The sequence below is a fragment of the Chryseobacterium sp. CP-77 genome (genome assembly GCF_036362765.1).
In the GTDB taxonomy this organism is placed as follows: Bacteria; Bacteroidota; Bacteroidia; order Flavobacteriales; family Weeksellaceae; genus Chryseobacterium; species Chryseobacterium cupriresistens.
Window position 1 is genome coordinate 4,414,483 of record NZ_CP143637.1, and the last position, 19,711, is coordinate 4,434,193.

The following is a 19,711-nucleotide window of genomic DNA, read 5'->3' on the forward strand; positions in this document are numbered from 1 at the left end:
CTATAATGAATTTTTTAGCATTGAAACAGAAAATCGGTGTTTCAAAGTTCTGAATTAATCTTTGATTTTAGATTTGAATTTTTTCTGGTAATCCTCCCATTGCTCTCTGGTCTTAATTTTTTTAAACAAATCTTTGGAAATCAGTTCCAGATAAGGTTCCAGTTCCTTGGCAGACAATTCTCCCTGAAGAATGGTGATGGGATCGCCATGCTCATCCAGAAATACTGTACTTGGAACGGCTCCTACATTCATATATTGGGTAAACTCATGCAGAGAATTTTTTCCCTTTCTATGTTCAGTATTGGGATTGGAAAATGTTCTTCCGAAAATTTCAATACTCTTTTTTTCTTCCGCATTAAACTTTACAGGATAATAATTCTCATTTAAAACCTGAGCCAGTACAGGGTGGCCGTATGTTTTTTTATCCATGATTTTGCATGGACCACACCAGTCTGCATAGAAATCAATCAATATTTTTTTTGGACTTTCTTTTTGAGCTTTTAAAGCTTCTTCGATGGTCATCCATTTTACCTGTGCAAAAGTAAAATTTAATAAAAGTAAGAGAACTATGCTTAAAATTTTCTTCATATTGTGATATTTATGTAAAAATAAGCATAATTACTTATTTTTTATTTTACATCCTGCATTAATTTTTTCACGTACGGAGATATCAAAATTAATACCACTCCGGCAATTACTGCATACAAACCCAATTGTTTATATCCATCAGTATAAGTGATCAAAGCATCATAGTTGGTGGAACCTTCTTTTGAAGTAGCAAGACTTGCCCCGATAATCCCGGCAACGTACTGTCCATAGGCTGATGCAAGGAACCACATTCCCATCATCATCCCCTGGAGATTCTTGGTAGAAAGCTTCGTCATAATGGATAATCCGATAGGAGAGAGGCATAATTCCCCGAGTGTAATGATAAGCAGTGCCAGGGTAAAGAAATTCAGTGAAGTGATTCCCTGAAGGTCTGCGAACAGGCGCGTTGCAAATAAAACATAATATCCTAATCCTAAGAAAATAAATCCTAATCCGAATTTGATAATCGTGTTGGGTTCAATTTTTCTTTTGTTCAGCCAGATCCATAGAAGTCCGATCAATGGAGCAAGGAAAATAATGAAGAAAGCGCCTCCTGAGTTATTCACCCCATTTGGGTCTAATCCAAAAAGATCTTTATTCAGGTTTTTAGCTGCGAAAATGCTCAAAGAACCTCCGCTTTGCTCATAGATTCCCCAGAATATGATTGAAAATATAATGAAAACCAAAGCTGCCCAAAGTTTTTTGCGCTCTGAAGCCGTTACTTTAGACATTTCATAGAATAAATAGATCAAAGTTAAAGGCCCGATGGTCCACATAAAATAATCTGTATACTCAGTCTTGGCTACCATGGTCATGATGATGGGTACAAAAACCAATGACAAAACATATACTCCGTATTCTTTCCATTTTGGAATTGGAGCTGCTTTTACCTCTGCTAAAGGATGTCCTGGCTGTAAACCGATAGTTCCTAGTGTTCTCTGTGTAAATACAAAATTAATTAAGCTTACAACCATTACTATTGCGGCAAGACCAAAAGCAATATGCCACCTCATTTCTTCTGCAATAATGTTGCTTAAGAATTCTCCTTTACCAATGGCAATACATAAATAACCCCCTAGCAATGCTCCGAGATTAATTCCTGCATAAAAAAGTGAGAATCCGGCATCTGCTCTTGAATCATTAGGTTTGTAAAGCTGTCCTACCATAGATGAAATATTAGGTTTGAAGAAACCTGTTCCTACTACGGTAAAAGCTATTCCTAAGAAAAAGAATTTATGGGGATCGGTAGCCAAGATTAAACTTCCTACGATCATCAGGAGACCGCCCCAGAAAAGAGACTTTCGGAATCCTAAAATTTTATCAGCAAAAAGACCTCCTACAAAGGTAAAGGCATATACAAAGGCCTGAGTGGCACCGTATTGAAGGTTGGCTTCTTTTTCATGGAAATTAAGCTGTGAGATCATGAAGAAGACCAGCATTCCGCGCATTCCGTAGAAACAGAAACGTTCCCACATTTCAGAGAAAAACAGGCTCCAGATTTGTCTGGGATACTTTCCTTTGAAATTTTGTATTTCATCTAAAGTTAAGCTCATAATGATATATGATTAAGTTCTAATTAAGGGTTTTTATCTTTCTGATCCAGTTCAAAACGGATTTTGTCCTGGTCAATAATTTGTTTTAATTCTTCTTCTTTTGGGAGGTACAGCAGGTATTTGCTGGCAAATAAATTGTTTTTATCATTCAAAACGGAATATTTTACAATGGTCTCATCCTTTTCTGAACATAATAAAATTCCGATGGTTGGATTATCACCTTCACCGCGTTTCAGATCATCATACATTCTTACATACATATCAATCTGTCCGATATCCTGATGAGAAAGTTCTCCTGTTTTTAAATCAATAATGACAAAGCATTTTAAGATGTAATTATAGAAGACAAGGTCGATATAAAAATCCGATGTATCTGTTGAAATATGTTGTTGTCTGGCTACAAAAGCGAATCCTTTCCCAAATTCAAGCAAAAACTTTTGAATATGGTCAATAATGGCTGTTTCAATTTCTTTTTCAGAAAATTGTTCATCAGCTTTTAATCCAAGGAATTCAAAAATATAAGGATCTTTTAAAACACTGTGAATAGTTTCCGGAGAAGATTTTTTATGTTCCAAGACCCTTTCGTAAGCAAGCGAATTGATTTGTCTTTTAAGATCTCTGTAATTCCAGTTATTTTGAACGGATTCATTGAGATAGTAATTCATTTTATCAGCATTGTCAAGCCTTATCAGTAATCTGTAATGGGTCCAGCTCAATTCGTGACGCAATGCGTCACATATTGGAAATGCATGATAAAAAGAGCGCATGTTTCTTAAGTTACTTTCATCAAATCCTTTTCCAAATTCTAAGGTAAGTTTCTGAGAAAGTTTTTTCAGCGTATATTTTCCGTATTCTGCGCGTTCTTTTCCTTGTTGTTCATCTTCAACAATCAATTTTCCAATCTGCCAGTAAGTGAGCAGTAGAGTAGAATTCGCTATACGAAACACTTTTTCGCGCGACTGCCTAATGATTTCCTTTACGGATTGGAATAAAGAATCTTCGGAAATTTCCATCATACGAAAATAAAAAAAACCTCTGACTTGGCAGAGGTTTTATGATATTTTGTTGATACATTAGTTTACCCCATGCATCATTTTCTTTAAGATAGGTGAAATTAATCCTAAAATTACAGAAGCAATCCCACAAAGTACTACGAATACCATGAAGAATTCGAATAGATTGTGAATTTCAAATCCTACAAAAGTAGGGTTGTGTAGTGGTAACTGAGCTTTATCAAAAGCGGCAACCTGATCAGCTGTCAGGGTTACTTTTTTATCCAAAACATCCTGTAAATTAACACCCATTTCTTGAGCTTTTTTGAATTTATCACCTGTTGCAGGGATAAGTGCTCCTAATGAACCTGCCAATGCATAACCGGCAGCGTTAGAAATGAAGAAAACACCATATAGTAATGAAGCAAATCTTTTCGGAGCCAGCTTACCAACCAATGATAAACCAATCGGAGAAAGACAAAGCTCACCACATGTCTGGATGAAGTATAGTAACATTAACCATTTGATGGCTAATAAACCTGAGTTTCCAAGATCTTTTACATTATGTGCAATGATGAAATAAGAAAGAGCAATCAAAGCTAATCCCATTGCCTGTTTGAACGGAGATACCGGTTCTTTGCCTTTAGCTCTTAATTTATCCCAGATTAAACTGAAAGGAACTGCCAGAATAACAACGAAGATTCCGTTGAAGATCTGAACCATTGAAGGCGGCATATTCCATCCTAAAATGTTTCTGTCTGTTTGGTTATCTGCAATAAATGTTAATGAAGATCCTGCCTGTTCGAACGCAGCCCAGAAGAAAATAATAAAGAATGATACGATATAAATTACCCAGATTCTCTGTCTTTCCACCTTATTTTCTGCAGAAGACATAATTAAGAAGGCAAGAGAAATACCAGCTGAATAGATGAATGGATAAATAATTCCTTTAATCAATTGCCCCATTTCTACAGAATTGAATCCAAACTCACCTACAAGAAGATATCTGAAAAGGAAGAATAAAACTACAAATATTCCACCAGTGATTCCTAAAGCCTGGCCAGAGAATTTAGCAGTCTGCGTCTCTCCTTCTTCAAAGTCAGCACTTGTATTGTTTTTCGGTAATCCTCCGATAGGTCTTCCTTCCGGAGTTACTACATATTTGTTTTTAAGGATAAAGAATGTTACCGTTCCGATAACCATTGCGATAGAAGCTGCCAGGAATCCCCATTTGAAAGCGAAAATATCTCTTACTCCTGTTGCTGCATCTTTTACGTCTCCTACGTATGGACAGATGAACTGACCAAGGAAAGCCCCGATGTTGATCCCCATGTAGAAAATCGTGAAGGCAGAATCCAGTTTAGATTTTTCCTGCTTTGGATAAAGGCTTCCCACCATTGAAGAAATATTCGGTTTGAAGAATCCGTTACCGAAAATGATCACGAATAATGCCAGCCACATGATAAGTTTGGCACTACCAATATCCGCTGAAAAAGTTGAGGCACTGATGAATAATAAGAACTGGCCGATAGCCATTAACGATCCACCAATGATGATTGCATATCTGTTTCCGATATATTTATCAGCAATAAATCCTCCCAAAAGAGGGGTTAAATAACATAAAGCTAGAAATCCACCATAGATGATCGCTGCATCAGCTTCTTTTATCAATAAGGAATTTACCATGAAGAGCGTCAAAAGAGCTCTCATTCCATAAAAGTTGAAACGCTCCCACATTTCTGTTCCGAAAAGAACCCATAATCCTTTAGGATGCCTGGAATTCTTATTCTCTACAAATTCATCCGGTTTCGGACTCAATGCTTCAATATTATCCATTTCTATTGTTAATTTTTGTTAAGACTGACAAATATAGTTTATTTTGGGTTTTTGGCAAGGTTTTAATTTTATTTTTAAATAAAAAAGCTGCGGGACTATTCCGCAGCTTAGTTATCTTTATCATATTGAGCATTTTAATGCCCTTTTTCTGTCATAATCTTATTCAGTCTTTTTAACATAGAAAGACCTAAAAGTGTAGCAAATATTAACAAAGCGAAGTTAACAAGGAAATAATTCGTTTTGTTTTCATAATTGTACCATGTACTTGCAAGAATTCCTGAAAGCTTATTTCCAACTGAGTTAGCCAGGAAAAATCCACCCATCATCAATGCTGTAATCCTTGCAGGCGAAAGTTTAGATACAAAAGAAAGTCCCATTGGAGAAAGGCATAGCTCCCCGATAGTAATGACTCCGTAGCTGGCAACCAGCCATAGAGGAGATACTTTTACAGCGCCATTGTCTCCGGCCATTACGGCTAAAACCATGACAAGGCAGGAAAGTCCTGAAATAAATAAACCTAAAACAATCTTGGTAGGCGTTAATGGTTCTTTTCCTTTTCTTCTCAACAATGCCCAGAATCCTACAATAACAGGAGTTAACGCAATAACCCAGAACGGATTGATAGACTGAAACAGTTCTGTATTGTATAGATAAACTTTGTTTTCAGGGTTTTTCTCAAGAGCAGCACGCTGCTCTGGGGATATGTTTTTAAAGTATACATCTTTTCCCATTTCCTTTTTAGTCTCCCCATTATCATCTTTCTGAGAACGGAACTGGTTATCATAAACAGGAGTTTCTTTGTCTTCATAACTCTTACCATCCACCATATAGATACCTTCCAGAGGCTTTTCAAGAGAAGCCGGAACACTTCTGTCCGTGTAATAATTAGCCCATCTTGTCAATGCTGTACCGTTTTGTTTGAAGACCGCCCAGAAGAACATACTGATCAGGAATACAGAAAGTAATGCTCCGATAGAGGCTTTTTCATCAGGTTTAGCCTTAAAATAAAGGGATGCATAGAAATAAATAACGGGTACACAGGCGAAAATAAAGGCATCCGTACTGTCACTTCCGAAAATATTTCCAGGAATAAACCAACCTATTGCTCCGGCAACGATAGCAGGAACAAATACTTTGATCAGAATTTCTGAAAGCTTGGTATCTCCTTCCTGTACAGGTTTCATCTGTGCAGCATGAATGTAATGCTTTCTTCCGATGGTAAAAATAACCATTCCGATAAGCATTCCTACACCCGCAGTGATGAAAGCTTCACCCCAACCGAATTTATTACGCATGAAAGCAGCAATAATGTTACAGATAAATGCCCCGATATTGATTCCCATATAGAAAATATTATATCCGGAGTCTTTATTAGCTTTATAAGGTTCTTCTGAATAAAGATTTCCTAATAATGTGGAAATAGTAGGCTTAAAGAAACCGTTTCCGATAATAATTAATGCCAGAGAGGTATAAAACAGGGGTAGATCTTTAAAAACTCCCATTCCTATATATCCTGCAGCCATTAAAAAACCTCCAAGATAAATAGATTTAATATATCCTAACACTCTGTCTGCCAGGAATCCTCCAATAAAGGGTGTCAGATAAGTTAAAGCAATATAAGTTCCGAAAATGTCATCAGCAGTTTTATCCGGAAGTCCAAGTCCGCCTTTCATGCCTGTAGGCTCAATAACATAGAGAACAAAGATTCCAAGAATCAGGTAATACCCGAAACGCTCCCACATTTCTGTAAAAAAGAGATAGGGCAGCCCTTTAGGATGTTTAGTCTTCATATAATCAATTTTCAAATTTCCCAAAAATAGCTTTTTAATTTTAATTGATAAAATAAATAATACCCACGTAAATGATTAATGAAATAAATATAAAATTTTAAGTGTAAAGGGAGATTTATATTGCTGGATTTAACTTGTACACAGACTGTAAATAATGTAAATAGAGGTTGTACACATAATATACAAAATTATTTCTCTATAAAGTGATATTTGTTTTCTAGTTTCGAACTGTCAATAGTGACACGTAATTAAAAAAACATTTATTATGAAAAAATTAAAAAAAATTTCGAGAGAAGAATTAAAAAGTGTCCAAGGAGGTTTCAAAGATTTTTGTCAGCCGGGAGCTAATGATGTATGTGCACAATATGGATTAGAGTGTGGCTTTTGGTATACGGTACAGAATGGCGAGGTGGTTGAATCTCATAATGCTTGTATGTAATGATGTTAACTTGAATGACAGGTCATTAAAGAGGCTGTCTCAAAAGTACCCCCTTTCTCGGACTCCTGCCTGACAACTTTTGTCATTTAGGAAATTCTCAGAGCGTTAATTTACCTTTTGAGACAGCCTCTTTTTCTTTATTTTTTAATACTGAATACGGTTTATATCCTCATGAAATCATCACTTTTTATCTTATTACTCATATCGAATATTTTAGCTGGACAGAATATTACTTTTATATATGAGCTCACCTTCAGAACTCAAAAAAAAGATGTAAAACAAGAATATTACTATCTGGATGTTTTGGGTAAGCAATCTGTTTTCAGATCAGGAAAAGCACGTGAAGCAGACTCATTAATGCAAAAAAATGGGTATTGGAATAGTCGTAAGCCTATTTTTGAAGATATATATTCATTCAAAAACTTAATCAATAATAAAGTTTACAAAAGTGTCACACACCCTGCTATGTATGATTTATATTATATTAATATTAATGATCAGTTAAACTGGAAAGTTCTATCTGATACAATGAAAGTTGATGCTGTGGAATGCCAGAAAGCCACAACACAGTATGGTGGGCGAAATTGGATTGCCTGGTTTGATCCTAAAAGTCCAATACAAGAGGGACCCTATATATTTTATGGGCTTCCGGGATTAATTATTAAACTTTCAGATGAACAAAAGGATTTTGATTTTAATCTTATTAAAATTAAAAAGTCTGGTAAAAATAATATGTTCTATTTAAGAAAGGGAAAAGAAATAAGCTGGGATGCATATAAGAAATTACAAATAGATTATTATAATGATCCATTGGCGGAAATAAAAATCAGAAATATTAAAACAAAAATTGGCGACGCTAATGGAAATCCTGTTCATATAAGTTTTAAAGAAATTACAGAAAGTATTCAGAATCAGATAAAAGGAGGGAGTAATCCTATAGAATTGGATAGAGCGGTAAAATATCCTTAACCAATTAACGATGACTTATCCTTTTAATTAATATCTTTATCAATGACACGGAATACCCGGTTCAGTATGAAAGAGCAGATCTGGAGTTCTTTATCCCGGAATTATTATCCGAAAATTAAATTGTTATGAAAAGCTTATTATTTATATTGCTGGGAACATGCATGATGTTTGCTCAGAACAACAGGTTCATCTATGAGGTGAAATACAAGAAAGATTCAACCTCAAAAGATATCACCAGGGAAAATTATTATCTGGATATAACAAAAGAGGATATAGCCTATTATAACAGACTGAATTATATTAATGATTCAATATTTAATGCTACCGGGCACTATGGGTTTAAAGGTAATAGACTGACTTCATTTTTAATAAAAAAGAAGGATGATAATATATACCAAAACTATGAATATATCGGAGATGTGAATTTTTATAAACTATCTGAGGAAACGAAGCAACACTGGAATATTACAGACAGTATAAAGGTTTCCAGTAATTTCCAGCTTCAAAAAGCTACTACACAGTTCGGAGGAAGAAACTGGATCGCATGGTTTACTAAAGATATCCCAATGCCCTACGGACCTTATAAGTTTAACGGATTACCGGGATTGATTATGGAATTGTATGATACAAAAAAGAATTATTATTTTAATGTAATTAAGAGTGAAAAGATTCCGGATGATTATCAACGTAATTCATTAAATAATTATATCTCCAGAGCGATTCCCGTTACACAGAAGGATTTAAATAAACTAAGGTTGGACCTCTATTCCAATCCCTTTAAATACGCTTTTAATGGAAGTCTTACAATCCCTGAAGGAAAAAAGTTACTGCTGGATGATGGAACAGTTCTCTCCAAAGAACAGCTGAAACCCGCAGAAGCCAACGAAAGAAAAAAATTAAAAGCATTTAATAACCCTATAGAACTGGATAAAGCGGTGAAATATCCTCAATAAAAAAATACCTTTCAGAATTTCTGAAAGGTATTTTTTATGAGTTATAAATTGAATATTATAGATTATTCAGGATGAAATCCGTCATTTTCTGGTATAGCTGAGGTCTTGTCTGTCCACCGTAAATTCCGTGGTTTTTATCAGGATAAGCCATGAAATCAAACTGTTTTTTGTTTTGAATCAAAGCTTCTGAAAATTCCATAGAATTCTGGAAATGAACGTTATCATCAGCCGTTCCGTGGATTAATAAGAATTTGCCCTTTAATAAGTTAGCGTATTCCGTAGGAGAATTTTTATCATATCCATCAGGGTTTTCCTGAGGTGTTCTCATAAATCTTTCTGTATACACAGAGTCATAATATCTCCAGTTGGTTACCGGTGCTACAGCAATTCCTACTTTGAAGACATCAGCTCCTTTCGTCATGGCTAAACTGGTCATATAACCACCAAAGCTCCATCCGAACATTCCGATTCTGCTTTTATCAATATAAGATTGGTTTCCAAACCACTTAGCTGCTGTGATCTGATCTTCAATCTCATATTTTCCTAAATTCATATAAGTTACTTTCTTATATTTTGCTCCTTTATAACCCGTTCCACGGCCGTCTACACAAGCAACAATATATCCTTTTTGTACAAGGTGATTGAACCAAATAGCATTTCCGTTATCCCATGAGTTGGCTACCTGCTGAGATCCCGGGCCCGAATACTGGAACATAAACAGAGGATATTTCTTATTTGGATCGAAATTTTTAGGCTTCATAATCCAGGCATTCATCTGGTCACCTACTGCATTTGGAATGGTAATGAATTCTTTTTCAACAAAATTATCAGCTTTTAGTTTCTGCAACTGGTCATTGTTGTTCTGAAGCTCTTTTACTGCTTTCCCGTTACCGTCTTTTAAAACATAGGTATGAGGTTTAGCTGCTGTAGAAGATGTTTCAATGAAATAATTATAGTTTTTGCTGAAGTTTGCAGAGTTGTTTCCTTCTGCATTGGAGATCAGCTGGGTTTTTCCGTTTTCAATATTGACTTTGGAAATAACTTTATTGATACTTCCTTTTTCGGTAGTCTGAACATAAATTTCTTTGGACTTTGGATTAAACCCATAGTAATCGGTTACCTCCCAGTTTCCTTTAGTAATTTGTTTTTTTAGTTTTCCGTCTTTGTCATACCAGTAAAGGTGTCGGTTTCCATCTCTCTCAGAAGCCCAAAGGAATGAATCATCCTCAAGGAATTCAAGAGTAGGGCTGTCTGTATCCACCCATTTTTCATCTGTTTCTGTAAACAACTTCTGAACTGCGCCGGTTTTTGTGTTCACTTTTAAAATATCAGAAGCATTTTGTATCCTTTCAGAAGTGATCAGAACCATTTCGTCCGGCTTTGCGGTCTGAAATACATTCGGGATGTAATAATTTTTGAAGGAACCCAGGTTCAGCTGCATTGTTTTCCCGTTATCAAGACGGTATAGCTGTGCTGAAACTAAAGAGTTTTTCTCACCTGCTTTTGGATATTTATAACGCATTTCTGTAGGATAAAGCGTTTTTCCATAGATAGGAATATAGATTTCCGGAACCTGGCTTTCATCAGACTTTACAAATACGATAGCATCAGAATTTTTTGTCCATTCATATTGTTTTGCATGCCCGAATTCTTCCTCATATACCCAGTCTGCCAAACCGTTCAGGATTGAATTCTTTTTACCATCCGTTGTAATCTGTGTGATTTTTCCTGAATTGAGATCCTGATAGAAAAGATTATTGTCAGAAATAAAAGCCACTTTCGTAGCGTCCGGTGAAAATGAAGGCTCCTGAACAGGTTTTCCTTCATTCAGGCTGATTACTTTCCCGGATTTTAAATCTTTAACATCAAATTTCCCCAGAAAAGAATGTCTGTAAATAGGCTGGCTTCCTGTCTGTAAAAGAATTTTAGATTCATCATCAGAAAAGATATAACTTTCAAATTTTCCATCTACAAGATTCCCTTCTTTTTGTGAAGTTTTGTAAGAATATTTGGCAATGCCTGACGGTTCAATGACCAGGTAATTTTCTCCGTTTTTCATGGAAGTGATCCCTGCGATCCCCTTTCCACGGTAATATCCTGAATATATTTTATCTAAAGTGATTTCCTGTGCTGACACATTTTGGAATACCGCCGCAACAGTAAGAGTTAAGAGTAATTTTTTCATTTCTAATAGTAATGGATTTCAAAGATAATAATTTTATTAAATGTATAAAAAAGCTTTTCAAATAAGCTTTTTGGCAAAAAAATTGAATATCATACCTTATAATCAAATCAAATAATAATTATGGAAACGAATGCATACAACCAGAAACTGAACCGTTATGTATTAAACGATCAGATTGTTTATACAGGTTTTTCCAGTTTTAAAGACGCTGAAGAATGTGCTCATAAAAAAGGAGGAACATTGGTGGAAGTAGTTTTTAGAGACGGAAATGATAATCCCGAAATTACTGATGAGGCGGGGTTGATAGAGAAAAAAATTCATTACTATGTGTATGCAGGCGATGAGTATAAATTTATCCATTCCTCAGATCCGGGATTTAGAAAATATGCAGATGAGCTGCAGAAAATAAAAGCAAAACTGCAACAATCTCCACCGGATGAAAGATATTTAGCCAATTTTGAGATTGAAAATGCGGAAGACCCGATTATTGTGATCAAAAATGATCATTTTGAATCGGTAACATCGAGAGAGCGTTCAAAATATTTGAAACATGCCTGTGTTTATGAATTAGGGGTATCCCTGCCAAAATCTTAAAAAAATCTGATCATGAGCAAGACTAAATATTCAGAAAAAGCTCAGGACAAAGTAGGAAAAGTAATGCACGAATTCAAGGAAGGGAAATTAAAGTCTTCTTCCGGAAAGAAAGTGACAAGCAGAAAACAAGCCGTAGCCATCGGTATTTCTGAAGCGCGGGAAAAAGGTATGAAAGTACCATCGAAAAAGAAAAAATAAGTAATTCATCATCCGGAAAGATCAACTTTCCGGATTTTTTTTATCTGATTCGGAATTTCGAGATGAAGTGAGATAAATGGAGTCTATGAAAATCAAGTGATTTGCTTTTCTAAACCGTAATTTTTTTATGTCTTGATTCTGTTGTTTGTAAAATGCTGTAAATGTGTGATTTGTATATTTGGTGTATTTGTGATGTAGCTTACTTTGCAAGAGTTTGTGCTTTTTTGTTGCAAATTCGCATCACATTCATAACTTATTAGATCTTATTTCAAACAAAACACGAATGATGAAAAAGAATTCTTAATGTTTCGTGGATGTTTAAAGTTTTTCTTTTTTCAATATTAATCAATAACAGCCTTGGGGATCTTTTCTTTAATGTTGTAATGCAACTCACATTCTTACAAGGCTGATTTTAAAAACCAATTGATATGGTCAGAGTTTCAACTTTAAAATCAGTTTATATTTTGATTTTATCATTTACTGTAATTGCAGGACAATCCCCAAAAAAATCCAAACTCAATGTAATTTTTATTGTCGTTGATGACCTGAGACCGGAACTGGGAGTTTATGGTAATTCAATTATTAAAACACCTAATATTGATAAGCTGGCACAAAGAGGTACAACATTCACCAATGCCTATTGTCAGGTGGCTGTTTGTGCTCCTTCAAGAGCAAGTGCCTTAACAGGTTTAAGGCCGGATTCCACCAAAGTGTGGGTGCTGGGAGAAGAATTTCGTAAAATACATCCTGATGTCGTCACAATTCCACAGCAGTTTGAAAAATTCAATTATCATACAGTATCTATCGGAAAGATTTTTCATAATCATATGCCTGATTCCATCTCTTTCCGGGAACCGGATCTCCGTCCTGACGGATATGCTGTTAAAAATATGATAGACAGGGATCCCGAATCTTTTTATTTCAGTGGTGAACTTAAAACTGAGCTTGCTGCCAAAAGATTGGAAAGATTGGCCAAAGATCCTAAAAGATATGTAACGGCTGGGCATATGGACGTTCTGTAGAAGCCGCAAACTGCCCAGATGATTCATTGTATGACGGAGCTCAGACATCGCTTGCCATTGAGACGATCAATCGTATTAAAAATAAAAGGAAACCTTTCTTCCTGGCATTGGGGTACTTCAGGCCGCATTTACCCTTTGTAGCTCCCAAAAAATACTGGGATCTTTATAATCCTATGGAAATACCAATAGCGGATAACAGCTTTATTCCGTTCAACGCACCAAGTATGGCCATGTATAACCAAAGAGAGATGACTGCTTGCTATGACCTGGAATACGTAAAACATCCTGCCTACTTCAGGATGCCTGAAAAAGAAGCCAGAATGCTCAAACATGGGTATTATGCTTCTGTAAGCTACGTGGATGCCTGTATCGGAAGACTTGTAGATGAGCTTGAAAAACAAAAATTAATGGACAATACCATTATTGTATTATGGGGCGATCATGGCTGGAAACTGGGGGAGCATAACGCCTGGGGAAAGCAGACTAATTATTTAAATGATACCCGTGTTCCTCTTATTGTATATGCACCTGGAATGAAAAATCCGGGAAGTAAAAGCAATGAACTGGTAGAGATGGTAGATCTTTATCCTACCCTCTGTGATCTTGCAGGAATAGAAACTCCTGCTTATCTGCAAGGAACGAGCTTTAAAAAACTTCTGAATGAAAATAGCGTGGAATGGAAAGGAGCCGTATTCAGCCAGTTTCTGCGTCCGGAAGGAGAAGGGATAGACCTTAACAAAAAAAATTACATGGGATATTCAATGGTGACTAAAAATTATCACCTGATAGAGTGGTACTACTGGGATAAAGTAACCCAAAAGCCGGGAGAACTTGTGGCACGGGAACTTTATAATCTTACCTCAGATCCGAAAGAAAATTTCAATATTGCAGTGTATCCCGAAAATAAAGATATCCTTGACAAGCTTTCTGAACAGCGTAAAAAAGGATGGAAGGAAGTGAGAAATAAGCTGATAACAACTAAGTCTTATCAATAAAAAGAAAATGTATATCTCATGAAGAATTTCAATTTTTTAAAAATACTATTCATTATATTGATTTGTAACTGCATAGCGGTAAGAGGTGAAAATTTCAATAAAGCCAATCCTAAACCAAAAAGGACCACTATCAGGCAAACAAGACCCAATATCCTGTTTATTCCTATTGATGATTTAAGACCTGAAATGGGCTGCTATGGAAACACAGTTATAAAAACGCCTAATATGGACAAGCTTGCAGCAAAAGGAGTCGTTTTTAATAGAGCATACTGCCAGCAGGCTGTATGCAACCCTTCGAGGGCAAGCCTTCTGACTGGTTTGAGACCTGATTCTGTTCGTGTATGGGATCTTCAGACAGATTTCAGGAAAAACCTGCCGGATGTGATCACTCTTCCGCAGGTATTCAAAAATAACGGGTATTATACCGTAGGAATCGGAAAAACCTTTCATAACACTTTACCTGATGGTAAATCCTGGAATGAAGAACTTCATGTAAACGGATATCCCTTCGATCCTGATGCTGTGTATCAACTGGAGAAAAACAAGCAGATTCAGAAAGAAAAGGAACTTGCCCTTCAGAAAATAGGAAAAGGAAAACCGGATGTTTATGGATTTATCTATACAAAGGCGAATTCTGTTGAAATGGCCGACGTTGATGATGATGCCTATTATGATGGAGCGCAAACAACCATGGCCATTCAAAAGCTGAAAGAATTAAAAGGAAAAGATAAGCCTTTCTTTTTTTCAGTAGGTTATTACCGTCCACATTTGCCATTTAACGCTCCTAAAAAATACTGGGATTTGTATAACAGAAACGATATACCGCTTGCGAAAAATCAATTCATGCCTGAAAATGCTCCGGAATTTGCCGTACATGGTGACAGTGAACTGAGAGCTTATACAGACAGATCAGACCTGCCTTTACCATCGGAAAAACCTTATGATGTGGAAAAGCAAAGAGAACTTCTCCATGCATATTATGCGTCTGTCTCTTATACAGATGCCCAGATAGGAAGGTTGTTAAAAGCTCTTGATGAATCAGGACTGAGTGAAAATACAATTATTGTATTGTGGGGAGACCATGGCTGGAAACTGGGAGAGCATAACAGCTGGTGCAAACAGAGCAACTACGAGATTGATACCAGAGTGCCGCTTATTATCAGCGGGGCAGGAGTAAAAGCAAAAGGAAAATCCAGCAATGCTCTAACGGAGTTTGTTGATATTTACCCTACTTTATGTGATATGAGCGGAATAAAAATTCCCGATTATCTCCAGGGAACCAGTATGAAACCTTTGCTTTCGGATCCTGAACGTAAGTGGAAAGCAGCAGTCTACAGCCAGTTTTTATTAGGAAGATTCGGAGTAAAAACGAGAGGTGTGCAAAATGTAGAAAGAATGGGATATGCTATCCGTACCGACCGGTACCGGTATGTAGAATGGTTCGAATGGAATAAAGATACTGAAAAGCCCGGAGATTATCTGGCCAGAGAACTTTACGACCATAAAAATGATCCTGATGAAAATGTAAATATTGCTGAAGAAGTGTCATCCAAAAAATTAGTCGGTCAACTTTCCTTACAGTTGAAAAAAGGATGGAGATACAGTAAACCGAAATCATAAAACTGTAAATATTCAGACAAAAATGATGTTTACCCTCATAAAGATGATGATTTGTACAGGAATATTAAGTTTTGTAAGTTCCTGTCATAAAAATAAAATTGTGGAACCTGTGGGAAATAAGCCAGGACACACTTGCATGAATGTACCAAAACGATGGAATACTTTGGATTCTTCTCATGTCAGTTTTAATGGGAAAATTTCTCTGGAAGGAATGGTATTAATTCCTGGAGGAGAATTTGATATGGGAGGTGATAACAGCCAGGCTGATCCAGACGAATACCCTAAACACAGAGTAAAGGTTTCTCCATTTTATATGGATATAACGGAAGTAACGAATGCCCAGTTCTGTAAATTTGTAAATGCTACAGGCTATATCACAACAGCAGAACGGAAACCAGATTGGAACGAATTAAAAAAGAATCTGCCCAAGGGTACTCCAAAACCTCCGGATAGTTTATTGGTAGCTGCTTCATTGGTGTTTAAACCGACAACCAAGCCTGTGAATCTGAATGATTTCAGCCAATGGTGGATATGGGTAAAAGGTGCGAGCTGGAAACACCCGCAGGGGCCGGCAAGCAATATTGAAGGAAAAGACAATTATCCGGTAGTGCATATAAGCTGGGATGATGCGCAGGCCTATTGTAAATGGTCAGGTAAACGTTTGCCCACAGAAGCAGAATGGGAATTTGCAGCCCGGGGCGGATTAAAAAATAATATCTATCCGTGGGGCAATGAACCCATCAATAAAGGGATTCCTAAAGCAAACAGCTGGGAAGGAAAGTTTCCGTATTTTAATGAAAAGAAAGACGGCTATGGTACCCTTGCCCCTGTACAATCATTTAAAGCCAATGGATATGGATTGTATGATATGGCTGGAAATGTTTGGGAATGGTGCAGCGATTTATACAATTATGATTACTATCAAAAACAGGAAGGCAGGCTGGTTCTGAATCCTCAGGGTGCTGACAGATCTTATGACCCTCAGGAACCTTATAGTGTTAAACGCAGTCTTCGTGGAGGGAGTTTTTTATGCAATGATAGCTACTGCAGTGGATACAGGGTGGCCCGGCGTATGAAAAGCAGTCCTGATACAAGTCTTGAACATACCGGATTCAGGTGTGTTCAAGACATTGCTCATTAATTCTATTTTTGATTATTATAGAGGATTCTGTAGTATTCATCCGCCATTCTGTCACTGTTGAAATGATCTTTTACATCATCCATTGCATTGTGCTGGATTTTTCTCCATTCATCAGGACGGTCGTAATAGGTGGGAAGAATTTCATTTTCAAGAATTTCATACAACTTATTTAAATCATAATTATCCTGTTCGTAAATACTCATATTCAGATAATCTGCTTTGGGCACTACGAAGGAGTTTTCTCCATGTTTGGCAAATTCCGGGATCCAGCCGTCATCTGTAGATAAATTGACAGATCCGTTCATGGCAGCCGTCATACCGGAAGTTCCTGAAGCTTCCCTTGGAACCCTTGGGTTATTAAGCCATACATCAGAGCCCTGTTTTAAAGACTTGCTTAAAGAAAGTTCATAACCCGTAAGAACAGCCATATTTTTATGATTTTTACTTTCTTCTACCAGCGTGTTGAACGTAGAAATAGCAGAGTAGTCCATTGGGTAAGGTTTTCCTGCCCAGATAATCTGTACCGGATATTTTGGGTTGTTCAGAAGTCTGTAGAATCTTTCTTTGTCATGTAGAAGAAGTTCTGCCCTCTTGTAGCCGGCAAATCTTCTGGCCCATACCATGGTAAAGACATTAGGATTAAATAAATTTCCTGTCTGATCTGCAACAATGCTGAACAGTTTTTTCTTCAGATATTTCTTACGGAAATCAAAAACGGTTGCGTCGTTTTCATCTTTTGCATTGTATAAAGGTTTATCATACCAGTATTTAAATTCCTGAGCATTGGTGATAGACGTGATTTCACAGATTCCCGGATATTTATTCCACATGGCTCTGGAAACAACCCCATGAAGCTGGGAAACCCCATTGGCCATTCTTGCCATTCTCAATGCACATAGAGAATGATTGAAACGGTCATCATCAGATCCTTCAATCTTTTTCACTTCTTCCATGCTGTATCCTGAAAAATAGGACATGTCGTAACATAATCTGAAGCTGTGCTTTTCATTACCTGCTTCTTCAGGAGTGTGAGTGGTGAAAACCAGTTTTTCTTTAACTTTATTCAGATCTCCGTTATATTTTCTCAGGAGATAAAAAGCTGCCGGAAGCCCATGGGCTTCGTTAAGATGGTAAACTTCTCTCTCAATGTTCATTTCATCCAGTAGCTTGGCTCCTCCTTTCCCCAATAAAATATATTGAGCAAGTTTTGTAGATTCATTCGCATCATACAATTTGTGACAGATTGTTTTGGAAACATGATCATTTTCCGGAACATCTGTAGAAAGGAAAAACATGGGTGCCGTATTGAAGATTTCGGGATCAAGGTACCATACTTTTACCCAAACCGGAGCACTGTGGATTTCGATTTGAAATTTTATTCCTGTATCCTCAAGAAAACTGTACATCTTTCTCGTCCATACAGGTTGTAAAGTCTGATCGTGGTTTCTTGCCTGGTCATAATAACCAAATTTCCATAGGATACCGATTCCAATAAGATCCTGCTTAAAGTTATAGGCACTTCTCATATGAGATCCTGCCAGAAAGCCAAGTCCTCCAGAATATATTTTAAGTACCTGCTCAAGAGCAAATTCCATTGAGAAATAAACGGCTTTTTTTGAATATTGAGGATTAATCGTGTAAGGTATTCTGAAATTCCTGAAATCCATAAATGTGGGTTTGTGTTTAAAAAGGCAAAGGTATTAATTATGAAAATAAACTTTACATTAATTAATCGATAAATTAATTAAAAACTAAGTGTTGAATTATTTTTTTGCTTATCTTTAAGAGTGTAAATTTTTGATTATCAAAAACTTTTAATGATGAAAGCCAATGGCTGCATGTGTTCTTTAATTAAATAAAAAAATCACACATGAAAAAGACATTTTCTGATGAAGATCTGATCAAGAATCTGAGTTTATATTACCTGAACAGGCATTTGAAAAAAAAGCCCATAGAGAAGTATCACCGTACCATAGACGAATCTCCGCTGCACGACCGTGAAAAATACAGAAAGAAATCCGAGATTCTTCTTCTCAACTCTTTTATGCATCATTTTCCCGAAGTGAAATTTGAAAACCTTACCTGCGAGAGTCCGGACTTTATCGCCAAACTGAACGACAAAAAAATCGGAATAGAACTGACCGAAGTAATCAACCATCTGGAAATGAAAAAAGTGGAAAGCACTTTAAACAAGATGTTCCGTCAGGCAGAAATAGTATTAGAACAGGAAGACACTACGAAATATCGTGGTGTTTATTTTTTGGAATTCCACCCGGCAACCAAATTTGATAATCTGGAAGTACAACAGGAAAACGTTATCAGTATTTATAAAAGCATTAAAAAAAATAAGCCTGTAGGCTGTGTAAAAAGTCTGAGGAAATCTTTTCACCGCAGAAATGTCTTTATCACCCATGAGTACAGCATGAATTTATTTGATGAACTGTGCTCCGAAAAGATTCTGGAACTTATTGAAAAGAAGAACGAAAAATTCCCTTATTATGACACCTCAGTAGATGAATGCTGGCTGGTGATTGTTTCCGATATGAATTCTATTGCCTCAAGATATACCTTCATTCAGGATAAGGAACATCTGAAAGAAGTAAAAAGCCCTTTCCATAAAATATTTCACCTGGAAAATCTTTGTGGAAATATTACAAGTATAAAATAAATAGGATGTATATTTGATTATTTGCTGTATAATTTGATATAATGTGGATTATTTTAAATTATTCTATGTTTTAATTTGTAATAGTTTAAAATTGTTTAGATTTTATTGTTTTTAATTAAAATAAGGTTATATTTGATGTGTATTGATTATCAATGCAATGTGTAACTG

General features: G+C 36.3%; 17 protein-coding genes. 10 read left to right on the forward strand and 7 right to left on the reverse strand.

Annotated elements, in window-relative coordinates:
- Window positions 1–54: 54 nt before the first annotated feature.
- From V0410_RS19835 to V0410_RS19855, 5 genes are all read right to left on the reverse strand, one after another.
- Entirely contained in the window at window positions 55–588 is a 534-nt protein-coding gene (locus tag V0410_RS19835; protein WP_330745347.1) for a thioredoxin family protein, read from the reverse strand.
- Window positions 589–629: 41 nt separating this feature from the next.
- Window positions 630–2,141 (reverse strand): peptide MFS transporter, encoded by a 1,512-nt coding sequence (locus V0410_RS19840; RefSeq protein WP_330745348.1) that lies wholly within the window; start codon window positions 2,139–2,141, stop codon window positions 630–632.
- Between the two features lie 23 nt (window positions 2,142–2,164).
- Window positions 2,165–3,157, reverse strand: a complete 993-nt coding sequence (locus V0410_RS19845) for a PDDEXK nuclease domain-containing protein (RefSeq protein ID WP_330745349.1) — start codon at window positions 3,155–3,157, stop codon at window positions 2,165–2,167.
- 57 nt (window positions 3,158–3,214) lie between these two features.
- Window positions 3,215–4,969, reverse strand: coding sequence for a peptide MFS transporter (locus V0410_RS19850; protein ID WP_227942289.1), 1,755 nt, complete (start codon window positions 4,967–4,969; stop codon window positions 3,215–3,217).
- A gap of 134 nt (window positions 4,970–5,103) precedes the next feature.
- Complete coding sequence (locus V0410_RS19855) at window positions 5,104–6,759, reverse strand: peptide MFS transporter (protein WP_110009539.1); 1,656 nt, start codon at window positions 6,757–6,759, stop codon at window positions 5,104–5,106.
- Between the two features lie 265 nt (window positions 6,760–7,024).
- Here V0410_RS19855 and V0410_RS19860 point away from each other — a divergent pair, with 265 nt between their 5' ends.
- From V0410_RS19860 to V0410_RS19870, 3 genes are all read left to right on the forward strand, one after another.
- Window positions 7,025–7,198, forward strand: a complete 174-nt coding sequence (locus V0410_RS19860; RefSeq protein ID WP_330745350.1) for a bacteriocin-like protein — start codon at window positions 7,025–7,027, stop codon at window positions 7,196–7,198.
- 171 nt (window positions 7,199–7,369) lie between these two features.
- A complete protein-coding gene (locus tag V0410_RS19865; RefSeq protein ID WP_330745351.1) occupies window positions 7,370–8,167 on the forward strand; it encodes a GLPGLI family protein in 798 nt (265 codons plus the stop codon).
- Window positions 8,168–8,292: 125 nt separating this feature from the next.
- The gene (locus tag V0410_RS19870) at window positions 8,293–9,120 is read left to right on the forward strand and encodes a GLPGLI family protein (protein ID WP_330745352.1); all 828 of its coding nucleotides are present in this window, start codon (window positions 8,293–8,295) and stop codon (window positions 9,118–9,120) included.
- Window positions 9,121–9,175: 55 nt separating this feature from the next.
- On the opposite strand, the gene V0410_RS19875 is transcribed toward V0410_RS19870, so the two are convergent.
- Window positions 9,176–11,305: a S9 family peptidase gene (locus tag V0410_RS19875; protein ID WP_330745353.1), complete on the reverse strand. Its 2,130-nt coding sequence runs from the start codon at window positions 11,303–11,305 to the stop codon at window positions 9,176–9,178.
- A gap of 120 nt (window positions 11,306–11,425) precedes the next feature.
- Here V0410_RS19875 and V0410_RS19880 point away from each other — a divergent pair, with 120 nt between their 5' ends.
- From V0410_RS19880 to V0410_RS19905, 6 genes are all read left to right on the forward strand, one after another.
- Window positions 11,426–11,899, forward strand: a complete 474-nt coding sequence (locus tag V0410_RS19880) for a hypothetical protein (RefSeq protein WP_062675487.1) — start codon at window positions 11,426–11,428, stop codon at window positions 11,897–11,899.
- 12 nt (window positions 11,900–11,911) lie between these two features.
- Window positions 11,912–12,097, forward strand: a complete 186-nt coding sequence (locus V0410_RS19885) for a DUF6496 domain-containing protein (protein WP_330745354.1) — start codon at window positions 11,912–11,914, stop codon at window positions 12,095–12,097.
- Between the two features lie 428 nt (window positions 12,098–12,525).
- Window positions 12,526–13,119 carry a sulfatase-like hydrolase/transferase gene (locus V0410_RS19890; RefSeq protein WP_330745355.1) on the forward strand — a complete coding sequence of 198 codons (594 nt, stop codon included), beginning with the start codon at window positions 12,526–12,528 and terminating at the stop codon, window positions 13,117–13,119.
- 26 nt (window positions 13,120–13,145) lie between these two features.
- Window positions 13,146–14,114 (forward strand): sulfatase, encoded by a 969-nt coding sequence (locus tag V0410_RS19895; protein ID WP_330745356.1) that lies wholly within the window; start codon window positions 13,146–13,148, stop codon window positions 14,112–14,114.
- An 18-nt stretch (window positions 14,115–14,132) separates the two neighbouring features.
- Window positions 14,133–15,734, forward strand: coding sequence for a sulfatase (locus V0410_RS19900; RefSeq protein ID WP_330745357.1), 1,602 nt, complete (start codon window positions 14,133–14,135; stop codon window positions 15,732–15,734).
- Between the two features lie 43 nt (window positions 15,735–15,777).
- Window positions 15,778–16,875, forward strand: a complete 1,098-nt coding sequence (locus tag V0410_RS19905; RefSeq protein ID WP_330745358.1) for a formylglycine-generating enzyme family protein — start codon at window positions 15,778–15,780, stop codon at window positions 16,873–16,875.
- Between the two features lie 2 nt (window positions 16,876–16,877).
- Here the strand turns inward: V0410_RS19905 and glgP are convergent, their stop codons facing one another.
- Window positions 16,878–18,542: an alpha-glucan family phosphorylase gene (gene glgP / locus V0410_RS19910; protein ID WP_330745359.1), complete on the reverse strand. Its 1,665-nt coding sequence runs from the start codon at window positions 18,540–18,542 to the stop codon at window positions 16,878–16,880.
- 203 nt (window positions 18,543–18,745) lie between these two features.
- Here glgP and V0410_RS19915 point away from each other — a divergent pair, with 203 nt between their 5' ends.
- The gene (locus tag V0410_RS19915) at window positions 18,746–19,543 is read left to right on the forward strand and encodes a hypothetical protein (protein WP_330745360.1); all 798 of its coding nucleotides are present in this window, start codon (window positions 18,746–18,748) and stop codon (window positions 19,541–19,543) included.
- The last annotated feature ends 168 nt before the right edge of the window (window positions 19,544–19,711 follow it).